We start from the raw sequence: 17,943 nt of genomic DNA on the forward strand, positions 1-17,943 counted from the left end.
GCTGTGAAGCGGCGGCTCCGCGTCAGTGCTCAGCCGGCGGCGACCTGGAACGGTGTGCCGGGGCGCTGGTGGAACCCTGGGCGTGGCGCCCGCAGCACGTCCGGCCCGCGGGCGAGCGCCTCCATCCCGACCACCGCGCGGGTGGACAGGTCCACGATCGGCTGGAACACCGGCTGCACCAGGCGCCCGTCCAGCACCGCCGCGATCAGAGCCCCGGCGCAGAGCGCCCCCTGGCATCAACGGTCCGTGTCATCCAAGCACCCAATCCGCAGCAGACGTGCTCCCCTCATCGGCTGCCTTCCGGCACTCTGAGTGAGACGCCCGTCGTGAAGCTGACAGCGGGGAACGCCGGCGGCCGCGGCGAACGTCGGAGCTGGCATGTCTCGCAGCATCGTCAAGGGCCTGCTGGCCGTCGCGGTGGCCATGACCACCGCCCTCACCGCCGGCTGCCGCGCCGCGCAGGACCCGCCGCGCCCCGGCCCGGAGCCGGACCCGGTCACGTCACCGACGGTGGCGCCGGCCGGCGGCCCTGTCCCGTTCCGCATCCGGCTCGAAGCGGGCCAGCGCCTCATCCCACGCTCGTCCGGGCGCGACGGCTGCCCCGGCTACGACACGGCGGTCTACCTCGGCTCGGCCCGCACCGTCCGGCTCACCGCCTACGCCACCACCTGCCCCACCGGCGACGGGCAGCTCATCAACGGCCACCACGGCGTCTACCGCACCACCGCGGACATCCCGGCCGACCGCCGCGCCGGCGCCGTCACCGTGCCCACCCCGCTCGGCGAGGCGACCGTGTTCACCCAGCCCTACTCGGAGTACACGAACTCCGCCAACCACTACACGGAGCCGGTCGCCGTCATCACGCTGGCGCACCCGGCCGATGCCGCGTACCAGGCGCTCACCGTCGTGGCCGAGAAGGGCACCCTGCCGCTGGAGCAGCTGACCAAGGTCCTGCAGGAGCAGTTGCTGGCTCCCTGAGCGAGGCGGTGCGCCGCCTGAAGCTCGCGTGCTGCGTCACCCGCCCCACGTGCCCGTCCCGGCCCTCGCCTTCCGGACGGGCACGTCTGTCCACTTGCGACACTCGACCGCGTGACCGCCGCGCCTGGTAGGGTAGACGGTTCCAGAAGCGGCGGGAGGTGCGGCGTGCGGTATTCCTCCGCGCTGCGCGCGACCGCCGTCGGCCTGGCGCTCAGCGCGTGCGCGCTGCTGCTCGGGCTGTCCCGGGCCCAGCACGCCCTGCCCGGCGACATGTTCCAGGTCGCCCGCACCACGGCCGCCGTCGCCACCGTGGCCGGCGCCGAGACCCCGCAGGGCAGGAAGCTGCCCGAGCCGCGGGACCACCGAGCCGACGCACCGCACTGGCTCGCCGTCCTGCCCCGCATCACCGGCGCCGAGCCCGGTCTCGGGCCGGTGTGCGACGTGCCCGCCACCGCGACCCTCCACGATGGACGGTCCGCGGGGACGCCGGGCTGCCGGGGTCCACCCACCTCCTGACGCACGAGACGACACACGTCCCACAGCCGTGACCCACCGGGGTCGACGGCATCGTCGCGTTGCCCTTCAGGAGGCCTTCCATCATGGACCGCATACCACCGCGCCACCGTCAGCTCGTCACGCCGCACGGCCCGCCGGGCCGCCGATGAGCGCCCTGGCCGCGATCGCCATCTTCACGATCGCGTTCGTCCTCATCGCCACCGAGAAGGTCCACCGGGTCGCCGTGGCCCTGTTCGCCGCCGGCATGATGGCGCTGCTGGGTCTGGTGCCCGGCAAGGACGTGTTCTTCTCCGAGCACGCCGGCATCGACTGGAACGTCATCTTCCTGCTGCTCGGCATGATGATCATCGTCGGGGTCATCAAGCAGACCGGCCTGTTCGAGTTCCTCGCCATCTGGGCCGCAAAACGGTCCGGCGGCCGCCCGTACAAGCTGCTCGTGCTGCTCATGGTCATCACCGCGGTCGCGTCGCCGTTCCTGGACAACGTCACCACCATCATGCTGGTGGCGCCGGTGACCGTCCTGGTGTGCCGCAAGCTCGGGATTCCCGCGGCGCCGTACCTCATCGCGGAGGCCCTCGCCTCCAACATCGGCGGCGCGGCGACCCTCATCGGCGACCCGCCGAACATCATCATCGGCAGCCGCGCGGGGCTCACGTTCAACGACTTCGTCGTGCACATGGCCCCGATCGTCGCGGTCCTGTTCGTGCTGTTCGTGCTCCTCGCCTGGGTCATGTTCCGCAAGCGCTTCGAGTACCACCCGGAGCGCGTCGCCGAGGTCATGGCCATGGACGAGCGCGCGTCCATCACCGACCGGCGGCTGCTCGTGCGCTGCCTGGCGGTCCTCGCGCTCGTCGTCACCGGGTTCGCGCTGCACGCCGTCATCCACGTCGAGCCGGCCATCATCGCGCTGCTCGGCGCCGGCCTGATGGTGCTCGTCGCCCGCGTCGACACGGCCGTGTACCTGCAGGAGGTCGAGTGGTCGACGCTCGTCTTCTTCATGGGCCTGTTCGTCATGGTCGGCGGACTGGTGGAGACCGGCGTCATCCACCGCATCGGCACGTGGGCGACGGGCCAGGTCGGCGACGACTACTTCCTCGCCGCGACCGGGCTGCTGTTCGGCTCGGCGGTCCTCGGCGCGTTCTTCGACAACATCCCGTACGTGGCGACGATGGCCCCGATCGTCGAGGACATCGTCGCGACCACCCCGGGCCCGGCCACCGGCCAGTCGCTGTGGTGGGCGTTCGCGCTCGGCGCCGACTTCGGCGGCAACGGCACCGCGGTCGCGGCGAGCGCCAACGTCGTCGTCCTCGGCATCGCCGCCCGCTCGGGCGAGCCGATCAGCTTCTGGCAGTTCACCCGCTACGGCATCGTCACCACCGTGATGACCACGGTCGTCGCGTGGGGCTACGTGTGGCTGCGGTACTTCTCATGACCGCTTCAGGAGGCATCATGCACATCACCAGCGCTCCCCTGCCCGGCGTCGGCGCCCTGCACGTGCTCGCCGCGCAGGACGGCCACCGCGTCGGGGTCGTCCGGCACGCCGACGACCGCCGCGAGCTGGTCGTCTACGACCCGGCCGACCCGGACACCCGCCTCACCGGCGTCCTGCTCACCGCCGCCGAGGCACGCGTCCTCGCCGACCTCGTCGGCGCCGCCGGCCCGATGACGCACTGCGCACGGCTCGACCGCCACGACGGCGGCGTGTCCGTCCTGCAGGTCCTGATCGGCGCCGACTCACCCCGGGTGGGCCGCCCCCTGGCCGGCACCGGCGTCCAGGGCGCGGTCGTCGCCGCCGTCGTCCGCGGCGAGGACGTCATCGCGTCCCCCGGCCCGGGCCTGCGATGCCGGGCCGGTGACATCGTCGTGGTCATCGGCCGCCCCGACGCGGCGTTCGAGGTGATCGACGCGGTGACGGCGGCCGGACCCTAGCTCTGCTGGTAGTTCATGGCGGCGAACCCGCACGGCGCGTGGACGTGCAGGTAGTACGCACCCTCGCCGTACTCGTCCAGGTCCGAGCCGACGACCATGCCGGCGTAGTCCATCAGCTGCCGGCAACCGGGACACTCGACGTGCTCGGCGTCCTGGATCCAGTCGGGGTGCCCGCCCAGCGTCGAGCCGCCCTGGCTCCACGCGCTGCCCTGGTACGGGCTCGGCCGCTCCGGGCCCGTGCCGGGCAGCAGCGTCGGCGGCTCCTCCGGCCCGGCGCCGGCCGGGAGGTGGTCCGGCCCGGTGTTGCCGGCCCACCAGGTGGCGGCGCCGGCCGGGGTGACCTCGCTGTACACCGTCGTGGAGCAGGCGCAGAAGATGCACGCCCGGAACACCAGCCGCCCCGACCAGCCGGTGTGCGCCAGTGCCGCACCGACGGCGGGCTCGGCCGTGTCGATGTCGGCGGCCGTCCACAGCGGCGAACCGCACCACGGGCAGTCCGGATTCCCGGCCGCACGCGGCGCCTCGCGCATCAGCCACTGATACGCGGTGCCGCCGCACAGTTCCCGCCGGCTACCGTCCGGCGCCACGGTCCACCCGCCCTGGCTCGCGTACCGCAGCGCCCCCACGTGCAGCTTGTCGGACCCCTGCGGGGGCTGCTCCTCCCAGCGGCGCAGGGCGTCCTCGGCGAGCGGGTGACCGCTGTGCGCCAGGACGAGCAGCAGATGGTTGAGCTGATCCGGGGTCCGGCCGTCGTCGACCCGCTCGACGACCCGGCCGACCACGTCGTCGCCGGCCCCGCGGTACAGCGTCGGCGGCCACAGCACGTCAAGGTCGAACATGAGTCCGTGGTACGGGGTCAGCCGTTGCGGCTCCCCGCCCGCGATGCCCGTCAACTCCTCGGCAGCGTCCTCGTCGTCCTCGGCGACCCGCCTGATCAGCTCCTCGATCATGCCGGCATGCTACTGCCCTGGATCGCCCCGCCGCCCCTCAGGTGAGGTCGACCGAGCCGCCCAGCGGGACGCGGGTGTAGTCCGTGCCGGCCGTCTCGTCGAGCCAGTCGTCGAACGACGCGAGGCCGTGGGTGCTGAGGTTGACGTCGTGGATCGGGAAGGCGCGGGCCGGGCGCACCCGGCGGGTGAACTCGATGACCTCGCCGAGCTTCACCCACGGGCCGGACGCCGGGACGAGCAGGGTGTCGACGGGCTCGGCGGGCACGAACAGCGCGTCGCCCGGGTGGTAGACGCCGTCGACGACGAAGCCGACGTTGGGGCAGCCGGGCAGGCCGTCGATGATCTCCGCGTGCACGCCGCCGACGACGCGGACGGTGAACCCGGCCGCGGTGAACGTGTCGCCGACCTCGACGGCGACCGCGTCCAGCTCCGCCGCGAGCGCCGGGTGCGTGTACACGGTGAGCGACGGGTCGGCGGCCCGGGCCGCGGCGAGCGCGGCGACGTCGACGTGGTCGGCGTGCTCGTGGGTGACGAGCACCGCCGTGGCACCGGCCAGTGCCGCCGGCTCGGAGTAGACCCCCGGGTCGATGACCAGCGCCCGGTCCCCGTCGTCGAGGCGCACGCAGGCATGGCCGTACTTGGTGAGCCGCATCCGGTCAATCTACCCGTGCACGGTCGCGACGCCGCCGACACGGGCGGTGATGCCGCGCGCGGTGGCGGTGGCGGTCGCGAGGACGGCTACCGCCGCTCCTGCTCACGGGCGCGGAGCCGGAACTGCAGGACGTCGAGCGAGTGTGGCATCCGGATCGGCGGGTCGGCGAAGTGCATCGCGGCGACCGCCGGGACGGCGCCCACCTCGATGGCCTCGTCGATGGCCCGCTGCGTGTCCAGTGGCAGCGCCTCCCAGGTCGCCACCGCGGCGCACCTGCCGCAGGGTTCGGCGACACGGCCGGGGTCGCCCACCATGCCGCGCCGGCCGCAGCCCGGGCACTGATACTCGTGCACGCTCGCAGTATGCCCTGCTCGACGGCGAGCTCGGCCTGCTCGGGTACTTCCTGTTCGCCGGCGGGTACCTCATCATGTTGAGCATCGAGGTCATCGGTCTGGTCGTCCTGCCGTCCATCGCGCACACCGCACCCGGCTACGTGGGCGATGTGCTCGCGGTGCCCACCGGCGTCGCCCTGATCGGCCTCGGCTGTCCGCTGTGGCGTGCACGGGAGGCCTCGCTGCCGAGCGCCACCGATCCACGGCTGGACCCGGCGGTTGCGGCATGAGGACCCGGACGGGTGCGTGGGTGCCGGTCGCGCTGATCGGCCTGGCCCTGATCCCGATCGTCGCCGGTACGTCACGGCTGGTCGAACTGGCCGGCGGCCCGCACACCCTGCCCGCGAACCCGCGGATCGCCGCCTCACCCGCGCCAGTGGTCGTGCACATCGTCAGCGCGATCCTGTACGCCATCCTCGGCGCCCTCCAGTTCTCCTCCGCGCTGCGGCGGCGCCGGCCCGGCTGGCACCGCGCGGCGGGGCGGGTCCTGGTGGTGCTGGGCTTCGCGGTGGCCGGCTCGGCGCTGTGGATGACGCAGTTCTACCCGTACCAGGAAGACACCGGGGCCCTGCTGTACGTGTTCCGGCTCGCGTTCGGCTCGGGCATGGCCGCCGCCATCGTCCTCGGGTTCGCCGCGATCCGCCGCCGCGACATCGCCGGCCACCGGGCGTGGATGACCCGCGCGTACGCCCTCGCGCTCGGCGCCGGCACCCAGGCCTTCACCCAGGGCATCGGCGAGTCGCTGTTCGGCGCCGGCGCACCGAGGACCGACCTCATGCTGGGCGCGGGCTGGGCCATCAACCTCGCGGTCGCCGAGTACGTCATCCGGCGGGGCCGCGCCCGCACGCGCGGTCGCAGCGCCGCGCGGGTGACGGCATGACGCTGCCCGCCGGGTACCGGATCCGGGTCGGCGGGCACCTCGACGAGCACTGGGCCGCCTGGTTCGGCGACCTCGCCCTGACCCGCGACACCGACGGCACGAGCAGCATCAGCGGCGCCGTCGCGGATCAGGTGGAGCTGGACCGGCTGCTGACGAGGATCCGGGACCTCGGTGTCACCCTGATCTCCGTGGAGCCCGCCGCCGGTCAGCCGGCCTCGTGGATCTCGATGACGGCCGCCGGGCAGCGGGTCGCGGCGTCGTGCACCGACTCCTGGTGCTGCGCGGCGGGGCGCTCGGTGAGCAGCACCACGACGCCGTCGTCGTCGCGCTGGTCGAACACATCCGGCGCGACCAGCGCGCAGACCCCGGACCCGATGCAGAAGTCCGTGTGCACCTCGACCCGCATCAGACGCCCGTTTCCAGGGCCGGGACGATCTCGTCCCATGCGGCGGGCACGGCGGCCGGGCCGAGGACCGTGCCGCCGACCTTGAACCGGATCTCGTCGAACGGCACCGCGAGGCGCAGCGACGGGACCCGCCGTGGCACGGTGCCGAGGACGGCGGTGAGCTCCAGGCGGGCCAGTTGCTGCCCGACGCACTGGTGCGGGCCGTGGCCGAAGCCGAGGTGCGGGCCGCTGGTCCGGCCGATGTCGAGCCGGTCCCCGTCGGCGTACAGGGCGGTGTCCCGGTTCGCCGACTGGATCGCCACGACCACGTAGTCGCCGGCCTTCACCGGCTGCCCGGCGATCTCGGTGTCCTGGGTGACCTCGCGCAGCAGGCCCGAGCCCACGCCGAGGTAGCGGACCAGCTCCTCCGCGGCGGTCACGGCCAGGGACGGGTCGGCGCGCAGCCGCTGCAGCTCCTGCGGGTGCTCCAGCAGCGCGACGATGCTGTGGCTGATGAGGCTGGCGGTGGTGTCGTAGCCGGCGATGAGCAGCGCCGCGGCCATCGAGATCAGCTCGGTGTCGGTGAACGGCCGGTCCGTCTGGTCGCTGCGCACGATCATGCGGCTGATGACGTCCTCGCCCGGCTCGGCGCGGCGGGTCACGACCATCATGTACAGGTATTCGAACAGCGGCTGCAGCGCCGCCGCGACGTCGCTGCCGCTGGACTCGCCGGCCGACAGCGCCTCCGCGGCCCGCTGGAACAGGCCGCGGTCGGCCTCTGGGACGTCGAGCAGCTCGGCGATCACGGCTGTGGTGACGGGCCTGGCGAAGTCGGCGTAGAGGTCCACCGGTGGCGGGGCCGCCGCGAGGACGTCCAGCCGCTGGTCCACGATCTTCTGCACGAGCGGGCGCAGCTGGTTGATCCGCTTGATGTTGGAGACCTCGGGTGCCATGTGCCGGCGGAACCGCAGGTGCTCGGCGCCGTCCATGCGGGGGAACTCGCCCTCGCCGATCGGGGTGTCACCGCCGTAGCCGAGCAGGATGTGGGCGGCGACGCCGGGCCGGTTGCTGAACAGCTGCGGGTCCCCGAGGACGTGGCGCACGTCGGTGTACCGGCTGACGAGCCACGCGTCCACACCCGTCGGGCACGCCACCCGGGTCACCGGGCTGCCGGCGCGCAGATCCTCGTACTCCGGCGGCGGCCCGAACGGACAGTTGCGCTCCCCGGGCAGTGGGAGCGCCGGCAACGCCCCGGCCTGGTCCTCGCTGACAGCTGTCACAGCAACCCCCGACGGTGTGGCACCCGATGGCAACGCGATCCATCTTCATCGAACCATCGATGAAACGCCACAGGCAAGTTCCGCCGGCGTACCGTTGCCGGCGATGGCTTCGATGCGGATCGAGGACGCGTTCGCCGGACCCGGCGGGCGCACCGTGGTGACCGGCCGGCTCCACGGCGGTGACGTGCAACTCGGCACCCGCCTGTGGCTGGTCGGCGGCGCCGCCCGGCACGCGGTGCTGGTGACCGGCTTCCTGCGGGTCTGCGGCCGGCACGACGCGACGCTGGCGCGGGCGGGCGAGAACACCGCCATGATCCTGGACGGCGTCCCACCCGGCGTCGCGCTGACCGGCCTGGTTCTGGACACCGGCGAGTAGCCCGTGTCGTCAATGCGACCGGAGGCCTGACCCGCGGCCGGCTCAGAACGGGGCGACGTCCTCGCCGAGCAACGCCAGCGTGGTGCCGTTCTTGCCCGTCTTGAGGCTCTGCACGACGACCTTGCCGGTCCTGCCGTCGGGCATCTCCAACGTGAAGGTCTTGCCGACCGCGTCCTTGGGGCTGCGAGCGTCGGCAGCGGGCCGGAAATCGCCCGCCCACGGTGCGATCCGGCCGTTACGGCCGGGCTCGGTGAAGAGCGCAGCGGTGCCGGCGGTCCTGGCGCCGTCTGCGGAGAGCAGTGCCGCGGCACTGCGAAAGGTTGGCATGGTCAGCAACACTACCGGGGATGGCAACCGCCCGCGGTTCGTCGAGCGGGTGGAAGCGGTGGAGTGCACCGGGCCGTACGCTTCCGGCACATGCGACGGCGATCGGTCTGGTTCGTCGCCGATGGCCTGCTCGCTGCGGTCGCCGGTTGCTCGACGAGCCGGTGCCGCCCCCGGCGCCGCGGCGGTCGTCGGTGTCCCACGGCGCCTGTTGCGCCACGCCTCCAGCCATCCACGCAGCGAGGATCAGCGGGGCGAGGGGCCCGGCGGCTGCGCCGGTCTTCCCGTCACCGGCGGGCCGCCGTGGGGCCACTGCGGGTAGAGGATGCCGCCGACCGGTCGCTGGGGCACGGGCTGGGGACGCCACGACGCCGACGCCCGCGAGGCCGGCGACGTCCAGATGTGCAGCGCCCCCTCGACGACCGCGAGTTCGGGCACCTCGATCGCCGTCGGGACGACGCCCAGCCCGGCGTGGATCAGCGAGGTCACGAGCGGGATCCGGCTGGAGCCGCCGGTCAGGAACACACCGGCCAGGTCGCCGGGCGCGAGCCCGCTCGACTCGATCACCCGCCGGAGGCAGTCCACGGTCCGGTCGAGCACGGGGCGTACCAACGCCTCGAACTGCGCACGGGTCAGGTGGGCGTTCACGTCGAGGGCCGGCAGGTGGATGTCGCTGCCGGTGTCCCTGGAGAGCGTCTCCTTCACGCCCCGGACGTCCTGCGCGAGCAGCAGGCGCGACTGCGGCCGCGAAGCGCCGCCGTAGGTGGCGTCGAGGTGCGCCAGGATCAGGTCGTCGAAGGCGAGCCCCGCGGCGTCGGGCAGGCGCTGTGTGGCCAGCACCTCGAAGCCCGCCGGCGTGCGCCGGACGACGGTGGCGTCGAACGTGCCGCCGCCCAGGTCGTAGACCGCGATGCCGCGGCCCACGGGGACGGCCGTGCCGAGCACGACCGTGAAACAGGTCGCGGCGGCCACCGGCGCGGCGATCAGCCGCGGCGCCGGCAACCCCGCCATCCGGGCCGCGTCGATGAGCCACCAATGCCGCGGCAGTCCCATTCGCGGCGGGTGCGTCAGGCGTACCTCGTCCGGCTCGGCGCCGTACTGCCGCCGGGCCTCCCCCATGACCGTCGACAGCAGGTGCGCGACGAGCCCCGGGTCCGGCCCGTCGCCGACGTGCTGCCGCAGGCTGGGCGTGAACCGGGCGGGGTCCAGGCGCGCGTCGCGCTCGGCGCCCCGGCCCGTGATCACCCGCCCGTCGGCGTGGACGTAGAGCGCGGACGGCAGCAGCGGATGCCCGTCGAACAGCAGCGGCCGCGTCCGGCCGTCCGGCAGCTGGATCATCGCGGCGGTGTTCGACGCGCCGACATCGACCGCCATCACCCGCATACCCCGCAGCCTAACGCCGCACGTCCAGCCGGTTCCCGGTGTCACGGATCCGGACGGCCCGCTCGGGACACCGCGATCCGGTCGGCGCCGCTAGGATCGGGAGCGCTCCCAAGGAGGTCGTATGCGCCGCACCCTGGTCCCACTGCTCGCGCTGCTGCTCGCCGCCTGCTCGGACGGCTCACCCGCGCCCGAGCCGTCGCCGGACGGGCCGAGGGCGGGCTCCGGCTGTGCCGACATCGCATCCCATGGCAAGCAGGCCCGGTTCGCCACCCCGGCGGGCACGCGACTGGTGGGGATCGAACTCGGCGCCGGCCCGAAGGGTGTCGTCCTCGCCCACCAGAACGCGTCGAACCTGTGCGAATGGCTGCCGTACGGCGAGCGCCTCGCCGGCCGCGGCTACCACGTGCTCGCGTTCGACTTCGGCGGCGACGGCGACTCCGACGCGCACCGCGGCGACGACCGCCTCGACGACGACGTGGCCGCGGCCGCCGCCCACCTGCGCGCCAACGGCGTCACCGCGGTCGTGCTGATGGGCGCGTCGAAGGGCGGCACCGCATCGCTCGCCGCCGCCGTCACCGTCGCCCCGGTGGCGGTCGTCACCCTGTCGGCCCCGAAGCTGTTCGCCGGCGTCTCCGCGGCCGACGCGGTCCCCCAGCTCACGGCACCGGCCCTGTTCCTGGCCGGCGAGAGCGACCACCCGTTCGCCGAGGCCGCGCAGGAGTTCGACGCGACCGCCCCGAAAACCGTCGCGCACCAGGTGTTCCTGCCGATCGGCGGGGAGCACGGCACCGGCCTGCTCGGCGGCGGCCAGGCGAAGAAGGTCAACGACCTGATCGACGCGTTCCTCCAGCAGCACGCCCCGGCGTAGGCGCCCGCTCCCCTGCGAACGGACCCGGCAGTCATCACGGCCGGTCGGCAACTCCGGTGCGCAAATCGGTGAACGCTAAACGTTCGGGTGAGATCTGGTATACAACCGGCACGATAATCTCGGGCGGTGACGCGGGAGGCGCTTCGATCAACGGCGATTCCCGCGGTCGATGCCGCCGCCCGGCGCTACGTGTGGGCCGCCGCCGGGGTCGCGGCCCTCGGCACCGTCTGGTGCGTGGCCTTTCTCGCCGGCGGCGTCGGCACCGAGGCGTTCGCGTACCCGTTCGTCCCGGTCGGCGGGCTGATCACCGGCGCGGCCGTGCGGCACATGCTGCGGGACAACGACCTCGACCCGGTCGCCCGGCGGTTCTGGCGGACCATGTTCGTCTCGATCGCCGCGATCACGGTCGGCTACGGCTGGCTGGCGGTCGACATGCTGACGCACGCCGTCCAGGCGCACACGCGCACCATGCCGCTGCCCGCCGCGGGCTGCGTCGCGATCGGGTTCGGGGTCGCCATCTGGGCGGTGGGCCGGGTGCCGGTGGTCACGACCGGGGGCGTCGAGTGGTGGCGCATGCTGCTGGACCGCACGATCGCGTTCCTCGGTTGCGCGGCGGTGCTGTGGTACGCCGGACTGGCGCCGATGCTGTCGGCGCGCGAGCCGTGGAGCCGGCAGGCCATGGTGCTGGTCGGGCTCGCGTTCCTGGTCGCGGTCGGCGCCGCGACCAAGGTGTCCTACGTCGCGGGCGGCCCCGTCGACCGCGTCGCGATCCGGCTCATCGCGGCCAGCGGCGGCGTCACCGCCGGGATCGTCGCGGTCCTCGCGGTGCGGTTCGGGTTCGCCGCCTCCGTCCCCGCCCAGGCGATCGTGATGCCGCTGACCCCGGTGATGGCCACGCTGGGCGTCGCGGCGCAGTGGCGCGCCAACGCCGGCCCCCGCCGCGACGCGGCCCGCGTCGGGGTGCTGCTGCCCTACCTGGCCGTCGCGGCCGTCGACGTGCCGCTGATCGCGGTCGCGTTCGGTGCGCCGCTGCGCTGGCCGGTCCGTGTGGTCCTGATCGCCGCGGTGGCGGTGACCGCGCTGGTCACGGTGCGGCAGTACATCGCGTTCCGGGAGAACGCCCGGCTGCTGCGCAACACCCGGGTCCAGGAGGAACGCCTGCAGTACGAGGTCAGCCACGACGGCCTCACCGGGCTGGCCAACCGGGCGCTGTTCCGCGGCCGGCTCACGACCGCCCTGGCCAGGACCGGACACGCCTCGGTGCTCCTGGTCGACCTCGACGACTTCAAGACCGTCAACGACCTGCTCGGCCACGGCGTCGGCGACCGCCTGCTCGTCGCGGTCGCGCAGCTGCTGCGCGCCGAGGTCGGCGACGACGGCCTGCCGGTGCGGGTCGGCGGCGACGAGTTCGCGGTGCTGATCACCGGCTCCGCCGACGCCGAGGAGCTCGCCGCCCGGCTGCTGGCCGCGCTCAACCAGCCGATCAGCGAGCACCGCCTCCTGGTGCAGGCCAGCATCGGCATCGCCGACGCCGTGCCCGGCGCCACCGCCGACTCGGTGCTGCGCGACGCCGACGTCGCGATGTACACCGCGAAGCAACGCGGCAAGGCCGGCTTCGTGCGATACGTCGACGGCATGGGCGAGCCGGTGCTCGCGCACATGCAGCTCGGCGGGGAGCTGCGGCGGGCCCTGGACGAGGACGAGCTGCGCGTGGTGTACCAGCCGATCGTGCGGCTCGCGGACCTGCGGGTGGTCGGCGTCGAGGCGCTGGTGCGCTGGCACCACCCGGTCCGCGGCGTCGTCGCCCCGGCCGAGTTCATCCCGGCCGCCGAACGGACTGGCCTGATCGTGCCGCTGGGCCGGTTCGTCCTGCGCGAGACGTGCCGTCAGGCGGCCGCGTGGCTCAAGGAGTTCGGGCCGGACGCGCTGCACGAGGCGGGCCTCAACGTCTCCGCCCGGCAGCTGCACGACCCCGACTTCGTCTCCGACGTGACCGCCGCGCTCGCCGGCAGCGGCCTGCCCTGCGAGCGGCTGGTGCTGGAGGTGACGGAGTCCGCGGTGCTGCGCGGCCAGCAGGTCTCCCGCACCCTGTACGAACTGGACCGCATGGGCATCCGCCTGGCCCTGGACGACTTCGGCACCGGCGAGTCGTCGCTGAGCCTGCTGCGCGCGTTCCCCGCCTCCGTCGTCAAGCTCGACAAGTCCTTCGTCGACGGCATCGAGATCGACGACGGGCAGCCCGCCGCCGCCGACGCCCGGCAGGCGGTCGCCCGCGCGGTCATCCAGCTCGCCGACGCCCTGGGCCTGGCCACCGTCGCCGAAGGCGTCGAGAGCGCCGAGCAGGCCGCCGTGCTCCGCGAGCTCGGCTACACCGTCGGCCAGGGCTACCACCTCGCCCGCCCGATGACCGCCGAGAGCGTCTCCACCCTCCTGGCCCGCCAGCAGTCCCTGGCCGCCGCCGACCACTGACCGCGGCCGCCTCAGACGTGGCAGTGCAACCGCACGACGACGACATCGTCGGAGAGCCGTTCCAGATAGGCCGCCATCTCCGCCCGCGTCCACGGCTCGGTCATGCCCGCACGATGCGCACAGGCGTCGAGACTCTCGCAGGCGCCGTGCACCGGCGGGCGGCGGCGCGGTCACACTGGCACGCGCGGATGCGGTCGGGGGTGCGCGGTTCGGGCGCGGTGTTGCGCAAGCTCGGCACCGGCCGCTCCGGCTGACCCGCCGGGTGATCAGGTGCCGCGTCTGCGCGGAGCGGCCCGGGCGGGGCGGCGCCGTGTGTAGATTGACATGACGCCGCCGCAGGTCCGGTGCGACGTGGAAGGCTCGGCCGTGGCGAGCGGCAGCGACCCTGACGGAGGTGGCGGTGGCGGAGCCGTATCGTGCGATGCAGCGGCTGCTGGCGACCGGGCACCATGCCCGCCCGGAGGATCTGCCGACATTGGCGATGCGGATCGCACCCGACCTGGACGCCTCGGCGGTCGTGCTGTATCTCGTCGACTACGACCAGCTCAATCTGATGCCGATGGCCGGGACGGGCACGCCGGCGCGGGACCCGGTCCCGGTGGACGGCACGATGCCCGGCAGGGTGTTCGCCGTCGGGCGGGCGCACTACGGCGACCCGGCCCGCGTGTGGCTCCCGCTCATCGACGGCACCGAACGCCTCGGCGTGCTCGAAGTGGTGTCGAGGAGGTCGTCGCGCAAGCGCCGCACGACCGACGACGCCACCCTTGCCTCGGCGTTCGCCGAGCTCATCGTGGCCCGCCGGGTCTACGGCGACGCGATCGAACACACCAGGCGGCGGGAGCCGATGCAGGTCGCGGCCGAGATCGTCTGGAGCCTGCTGCCGCCGTTGACGTTCGCCACCGACACGGTCACGGTGACCGGCATCCTCGAACCCTGTTACGACATGGGCGGCGACACGTTCGACTACGCCGTGCACGGCGACGTCCTGCACTTCGCGATCTTCGACGCCATGGGCCACGGTATGGCGGCCAGCACCCTGACCGCGATGGCGCTGTCGGCGTACCGCAACGCCCGCCGCTGCGGCCTGGACCTGCTCGATAGCTGCAAGTCGGTCGACAAGTGGATCGCCTCCCAGTTCCCGGCCCGGTTCGCCACCGCGACGTTCGCCGAGTTGGACACGGCGACCGGCGTGCTGCGGCTGATCAGCGCCGGGCACCCGGCGGCGCTGCTGCTGCGCGACGGCCGGCACGTCAAGACGCTGCCCGGCCCGACCTACCTGCCGCTCGGCCTCGGTCTGGACGTTGAGGCGCCCGTCGTGGTGGAGGAGGCGCTGGAGCCCGGCGACCAGGTCCTGCTGTACACCGACGGGGTCATCGAGGCCCGCACGGACACCGGCGAGTTCTTCGGGGTCGAACGGCTTGTCGACTTCATCGGCCGGGCGCTCGCCGACAAGTTCTCGGCCCCGGAGACGATGCGGCGGCTCGTCCACGCGATCCTGGCCCACCAGCACGAGCAGCTGCAGGACGACGCGAGCGCGCTGCTCGTGCGCTGGCACCCGGACACGGGCGCGACCGCCCACCCGCAGCTGACCGGCACATCGATCCGGCGCCGGTACCCGCTGCCGAAGGTCCTGCGCCGGCTGCGTACGGTCATGCGGCGAACCGGCCCAGCGCGGTGACCTGGCCTGCCGAGCGCCGGGTGTACGGACGATACGCGACGCTTGTCGTCAGCGGCGGCGGTCGCAGTCGCACCGGAGGCCGGGATCGAGCTCCTCGGCGCGTTCGTGCCGGATCGCGTGTGCCCGGTCGTTGACCTGCTGCAGCTGCGCGGCGGTCAGTCGGCGGGCGTGCCAGATCAGCTCGGCCGCCTCGACGGCGTCGGGGTGGGCCGCCGGTGCACCGTCGGGCAGGGCGATCCCGGTCAGCGCGCTGACGTCGCGGGGCGCGATGTCGAGCAGGGCCGCGAACGCGGCGAGCAGGTCGACGCCATCCAGCACCGACGTGACCGCATGCTCGTCGACGGCCGCCCGCAGGGCCAGCGAGCCGGGATCGTCGCCGCGCAACCCGGCCAGCCGCAGCAGCTGCACCCCGAACGACGGCAACATCTGCATCGCACCACCGTACGACTTGAGCTGCCAGCGGGTGGAAGCTGCAGGATTGGCGGGTGGATCGCGATGTGCAGCTGTACACGATCGGCCAGCTCGCCGAGCGTGCGGGCGTGCCGGCCAGGACCGTGCGGTTCTGGTCGGACAGCGGGGTGCTGCCGCCCGTGGAACGCTCCGGCGGAGGCTACCGGCTCTACGACGCCGTGGCGGTCGCCCGGCTGGAGCTGATCCGGACCCTGCGGGACCTGGGCCTCGGCCTCGAGGCGATCGCGGCGCTGCTGGCCAGGCAGGTCACCCTCGCCGATCTGGCGGCGGCGCACGTGAAGGCCCTCGACGCCGAGATCCGCACGAAGCGGTTGCAGCGCGCGGTGCTGCACACCGTTGCCCGCAGGCAGAGCACGACAGAGGAGGTTGTGGTGATGAACGGGCTCGCCAGGCGGTCCGTGCGGGAGCGGCAGCGCATCATCGACGCGTTCGTCGACGCCGTGTTCGAGGGTGCGAGCGACCCGGACGGTGCGGTGGTGGCCGGCTGGATGCGGGAGCTGCCCGCCGAGCTGGGCTACGACCCCACCGACGCGCAGGTCGACGCGTGGCTGGAGCTCGCCGAGTTGGTCGCCGACGGGGACTTCCAGCGCACGATGCGCGCCATGGTGCTCAGCGGCGCCGCCGACCAGCGCCTGGACTTCGGGCTGACCGTCCGGCCGGTGGTGCTCGCCGAGGCCGGCGGCGCCGTCGAGCGTGGGGTCGCCGCAGGGTCCGCCGAGGGCCGCGACACGCTCGACCGGATCGTCCCGGCCGACCTTCCCGCGGCGGAGGCGACCGCGTTCGTCGCCTGGCTGGAGCTGGTCGCCGACGCGAGAATCGAGCGCTACTGGCAGCTGCTCGGCGTGCTCAACGGCACCGATCCGGGGCCGCCCGCCGTGCCGGCGTTCGCGTGGCTGCTCGCCGCGCTGCGGGCCCACCGGTGCCGATGACGGCGACCGGTGGCTGCCGCCGCTGCTCCGCCTGCCTGCCGCCGCGATCGCCGCCTTTCCGGCTTGCCGATTCGCTGGCTGGGTCCGGTCGCGGTTCGAGACCTCTCGATGCAACGGAATCCGCGACATGGCCAACCAGGACTGTCTGGCCCGCGGCAGGTGTTCGGATCAGGCGACCGGCGCGCCGTGGCGGGCGCACCGCGGGCACCCGTGCGGCCCGCCCGCGGAGCGTTCGCCGACCCAGCCGTACCGCCGCAGCAGGCTCCATGCGAGATCCCAGCGGTGCAGGACGGCGCCGAGACCGCGCACGATCAGTCCACAGCCGTCGCAGCGCAGATGGAAGTCGGTCCCGTCGGAGCGGTGCACCGCGGTCATCTCGGGCCCCCCGTCGCCTGGATCGGCGGTCGTCACTGCCACCATCCTCACGCGGTGGCATGGCAACAATCCCTCGGAAATATGACAGCTGGACGACAACCCGGGTCAGCCGACGAGGGCGTCGCCGAGCGGGGTGCGGCGGTACAGCACCGACCGGCCGGACCTGGCGCGCTCGACCAGGCGGGCCTGGTGCAGGACGGCGAGGTGGTCGCCGACCGCACCGGTGGCCATGCCGAAGGCGCGGGCGAGCTGGCTGGTGCTGGCCGGGTCGGCGAGGGTGACCAGGAGCAGCGCCCGCGACCGGCCCAGCAGCGCCGACAGATACGCCGGCGCCTCCGGTGGTCCGTGTTCCAGGAGGGTACCGACGCCGCGGGCCGGATACACGATCGCCTTGGGCCACGGCTCGTCGGCGAACACGGCGATCTCGGGCCAGACGAACACCGACGGCACCAGCAGCAGCCCGGCGCCGTCGAGCCCGGTCTCCCGGCGCGCTCGGACGAGCAAGTCGATGCCGCCGTCGCGCCAGCGGACCTTCGGGTGCAGCCCGGCGAGGGCCGCGGCCCAGCCGGCCCGGCCGAGCTCGCCGACGCGGTGCACCACGTCGCGCTCGCACAGCAGGCGCAGCCGCGGCCAGTCCTCGGCGAGCAGCGCCACCCACGCGGCGGCGAGCAGCTCGGCCAGCCGGCCGGGGACGTCGGGGCCGGTCAGCACCGCACGCGCCGCGTCGCCGATGTCGCGGCGGCGCAGGTAGAAGTCGATCTCGGCCCGGACCGTGGCCGGTGGTGCGGCGCGCAGGGCGGCGAGGTCGTCCTCGATCGTCTGCGCGAGCCCGCGCGGCGGCGGGGAGAAGAACGTCGCGCCGGACCGTGGCATGTGCAGGGCGAGGACCGCGTCCAGGGCCGGGTCGGCGCGCAGCGGCGCGAACCGCGGGCGGAGCCGCGCCAGCCACGCCTCGGGGACGCCCTGGTGGTGCGGGCTGGCGAGGGCGCGGATCAGGTGGTGCAGCTCGAAGATCGGCGAGAGCGCGAACCTGGTGCGCAGCAGGTCCTCGGCGCCCACGACGAACCGCAGCATCCCCGGACCCTACGCTGACCTTACGCCACACGGC

General features: G+C 73.7%; 22 protein-coding genes. 11 read left to right on the forward strand and 11 right to left on the reverse strand.

Features of this window, described 5'->3' with window-relative positions:
* Nucleotides 1-29: 29 nt before the first annotated feature.
* The gene (locus tag OHA72_RS42690; protein WP_327001793.1) at nt 30-197 is read right to left on the reverse strand and encodes a hypothetical protein; all 168 of its coding nucleotides are present in this window, start codon (nt 195-197) and stop codon (nt 30-32) included.
* A gap of 181 nt (nt 198-378) precedes the next feature.
* Here OHA72_RS42690 and OHA72_RS42695 point away from each other — a divergent pair, with 181 nt between their 5' ends.
* The 4 genes from OHA72_RS42695 to OHA72_RS42710 all read left to right on the forward strand — a co-directional run bounded on the left by OHA72_RS42695 (nt 379) and on the right by OHA72_RS42710 (nt 3,423).
* On the forward strand, nt 379-978 hold the full coding sequence (locus tag OHA72_RS42695; RefSeq protein WP_327001794.1) for a hypothetical protein: 600 nt from the start codon (nt 379-381) through the stop codon (nt 976-978).
* A 165-nt stretch (nt 979-1,143) separates the two neighbouring features.
* The gene (locus OHA72_RS42700) at nt 1,144-1,494 is read left to right on the forward strand and encodes a hypothetical protein (protein WP_327001795.1); all 351 of its coding nucleotides are present in this window, start codon (nt 1,144-1,146) and stop codon (nt 1,492-1,494) included.
* A gap of 145 nt (nt 1,495-1,639) precedes the next feature.
* Nucleotides 1,640-2,926 carry an ArsB/NhaD family transporter gene (locus OHA72_RS42705; protein WP_327001796.1) on the forward strand — a complete coding sequence of 429 codons (1,287 nt, stop codon included), beginning with the start codon at nt 1,640-1,642 and terminating at the stop codon, nt 2,924-2,926.
* The gene (locus OHA72_RS42710; protein ID WP_327001797.1) at nt 2,923-3,423 is read left to right on the forward strand and encodes a cation:proton antiporter regulatory subunit; all 501 of its coding nucleotides are present in this window, start codon (nt 2,923-2,925) and stop codon (nt 3,421-3,423) included. The genes OHA72_RS42705 and OHA72_RS42710 overlap by 4 nt, the downstream gene beginning before the upstream one ends.
* Here the strand turns inward: OHA72_RS42710 and OHA72_RS42715 are convergent.
* From OHA72_RS42715 to OHA72_RS42725, 3 genes are all read right to left on the reverse strand, one after another.
* Nucleotides 3,420-4,373, reverse strand: coding sequence for a hypothetical protein (locus tag OHA72_RS42715; RefSeq protein ID WP_327001798.1), 954 nt, complete (start codon nt 4,371-4,373; stop codon nt 3,420-3,422). The two genes, OHA72_RS42710 and OHA72_RS42715, sit on opposite strands and share 4 nt — an antisense overlap.
* Nucleotides 4,374-4,410: 37 nt before the next feature.
* Nucleotides 4,411-5,025: an MBL fold metallo-hydrolase gene (locus OHA72_RS42720; protein ID WP_327001799.1), complete on the reverse strand. Its 615-nt coding sequence runs from the start codon at nt 5,023-5,025 to the stop codon at nt 4,411-4,413.
* Between the two features lie 86 nt (nt 5,026-5,111).
* Complete coding sequence (locus OHA72_RS42725; RefSeq protein WP_327001800.1) at nt 5,112-5,378, reverse strand: hypothetical protein; 267 nt, start codon at nt 5,376-5,378, stop codon at nt 5,112-5,114.
* Between the two features lie 74 nt (nt 5,379-5,452).
* On the opposite strand from OHA72_RS42725, the gene OHA72_RS42730 reads away from it, so the two are divergent.
* Both OHA72_RS42730 and OHA72_RS42735 read left to right on the forward strand, forming a co-directional pair.
* A complete protein-coding gene (locus tag OHA72_RS42730; RefSeq protein ID WP_327001801.1) occupies nt 5,453-5,647 on the forward strand; it encodes a hypothetical protein in 195 nt (64 codons plus the stop codon).
* The gene (locus OHA72_RS42735) at nt 5,644-6,297 is read left to right on the forward strand and encodes a DUF2306 domain-containing protein (RefSeq protein WP_327001802.1); all 654 of its coding nucleotides are present in this window, start codon (nt 5,644-5,646) and stop codon (nt 6,295-6,297) included. The genes OHA72_RS42730 and OHA72_RS42735 overlap by 4 nt, the downstream gene beginning before the upstream one ends.
* A 205-nt stretch (nt 6,298-6,502) precedes the next feature.
* Here OHA72_RS42735 and OHA72_RS42740 read toward each other — a convergent pair whose 3' ends face one another.
* Together OHA72_RS42740 and OHA72_RS42745 are read right to left on the reverse strand one after the other, a co-directional pair.
* On the reverse strand, nt 6,503-6,703 hold the full coding sequence (locus tag OHA72_RS42740) for a ferredoxin (protein ID WP_327001803.1): 201 nt from the start codon (nt 6,701-6,703) through the stop codon (nt 6,503-6,505).
* Nucleotides 6,703-7,962 carry a cytochrome P450 gene (locus OHA72_RS42745; protein ID WP_327001804.1) on the reverse strand — a complete coding sequence of 420 codons (1,260 nt, stop codon included), beginning with the start codon at nt 7,960-7,962 and terminating at the stop codon, nt 6,703-6,705. The genes OHA72_RS42740 and OHA72_RS42745 overlap by 1 nt, the downstream gene beginning before the upstream one ends.
* 103 nt (nt 7,963-8,065) lie before the next feature.
* Between OHA72_RS42745 and OHA72_RS42750 the strand changes: the two genes are divergently transcribed.
* Nucleotides 8,066-8,338: a hypothetical protein gene (locus OHA72_RS42750; protein ID WP_327001805.1), complete on the forward strand. Its 273-nt coding sequence runs from the start codon at nt 8,066-8,068 to the stop codon at nt 8,336-8,338.
* A gap of 42 nt (nt 8,339-8,380) precedes the next feature.
* Here the strand turns inward: OHA72_RS42750 and OHA72_RS42755 are convergent, their stop codons facing one another.
* Both OHA72_RS42755 and OHA72_RS42760 read right to left on the reverse strand, forming a co-directional pair.
* A complete protein-coding gene (locus OHA72_RS42755) occupies nt 8,381-8,665 on the reverse strand; it encodes a hypothetical protein (protein ID WP_327001806.1) in 285 nt (94 codons plus the stop codon).
* Between the two features lie 243 nt (nt 8,666-8,908).
* Nucleotides 8,909-10,045 (reverse strand): Hsp70 family protein, encoded by a 1,137-nt coding sequence (locus OHA72_RS42760; protein ID WP_327001807.1) that lies wholly within the window; start codon nt 10,043-10,045, stop codon nt 8,909-8,911.
* A gap of 121 nt (nt 10,046-10,166) precedes the next feature.
* Between OHA72_RS42760 and OHA72_RS42765 the strand changes: the two genes are divergently transcribed.
* From OHA72_RS42765 to OHA72_RS42775, 3 genes are all read left to right on the forward strand, one after another.
* The gene (locus OHA72_RS42765; RefSeq protein WP_327001808.1) at nt 10,167-10,913 is read left to right on the forward strand and encodes an alpha/beta hydrolase; all 747 of its coding nucleotides are present in this window, start codon (nt 10,167-10,169) and stop codon (nt 10,911-10,913) included.
* Nucleotides 10,914-11,039: 126 nt separating this feature from the next.
* Nucleotides 11,040-13,382, forward strand: coding sequence for a putative bifunctional diguanylate cyclase/phosphodiesterase (locus tag OHA72_RS42770; protein ID WP_327001809.1), 2,343 nt, complete (start codon nt 11,040-11,042; stop codon nt 13,380-13,382).
* A 400-nt stretch (nt 13,383-13,782) separates the two neighbouring features.
* Complete coding sequence (locus OHA72_RS42775; protein WP_327001810.1) at nt 13,783-15,060, forward strand: PP2C family protein-serine/threonine phosphatase; 1,278 nt, start codon at nt 13,783-13,785, stop codon at nt 15,058-15,060.
* 48 nt (nt 15,061-15,108) lie between these two features.
* On the opposite strand, the gene OHA72_RS42780 is transcribed toward OHA72_RS42775, so the two are convergent.
* Complete coding sequence (locus tag OHA72_RS42780; protein ID WP_327001811.1) at nt 15,109-15,492, reverse strand: hypothetical protein; 384 nt, start codon at nt 15,490-15,492, stop codon at nt 15,109-15,111.
* 53 nt (nt 15,493-15,545) lie between these two features.
* Here OHA72_RS42780 and OHA72_RS42785 point away from each other — a divergent pair, with 53 nt between their 5' ends.
* A complete protein-coding gene (locus tag OHA72_RS42785) occupies nt 15,546-16,460 on the forward strand; it encodes a helix-turn-helix domain-containing protein (protein ID WP_327001813.1) in 915 nt (304 codons plus the stop codon).
* A gap of 168 nt (nt 16,461-16,628) precedes the next feature.
* On the opposite strand, the gene OHA72_RS42790 is transcribed toward OHA72_RS42785, so the two are convergent.
* Together OHA72_RS42790 and OHA72_RS42795 are read right to left on the reverse strand one after the other, a co-directional pair.
* Nucleotides 16,629-16,871, reverse strand: coding sequence for a hypothetical protein (locus OHA72_RS42790; protein WP_327001814.1), 243 nt, complete (start codon nt 16,869-16,871; stop codon nt 16,629-16,631).
* Between the two features lie 69 nt (nt 16,872-16,940).
* A complete protein-coding gene (locus tag OHA72_RS42795; RefSeq protein WP_327001816.1) occupies nt 16,941-17,909 on the reverse strand; it encodes an ArsR/SmtB family transcription factor in 969 nt (322 codons plus the stop codon).
* Between the last annotated feature and the right edge of the window lie 34 nt (nt 17,910-17,943).

This window comes from Dactylosporangium sp. NBC_01737 (assembly GCF_035963215.1).
Lineage (GTDB): Bacteria > Actinomycetota > Actinomycetes > Mycobacteriales > Micromonosporaceae > Dactylosporangium.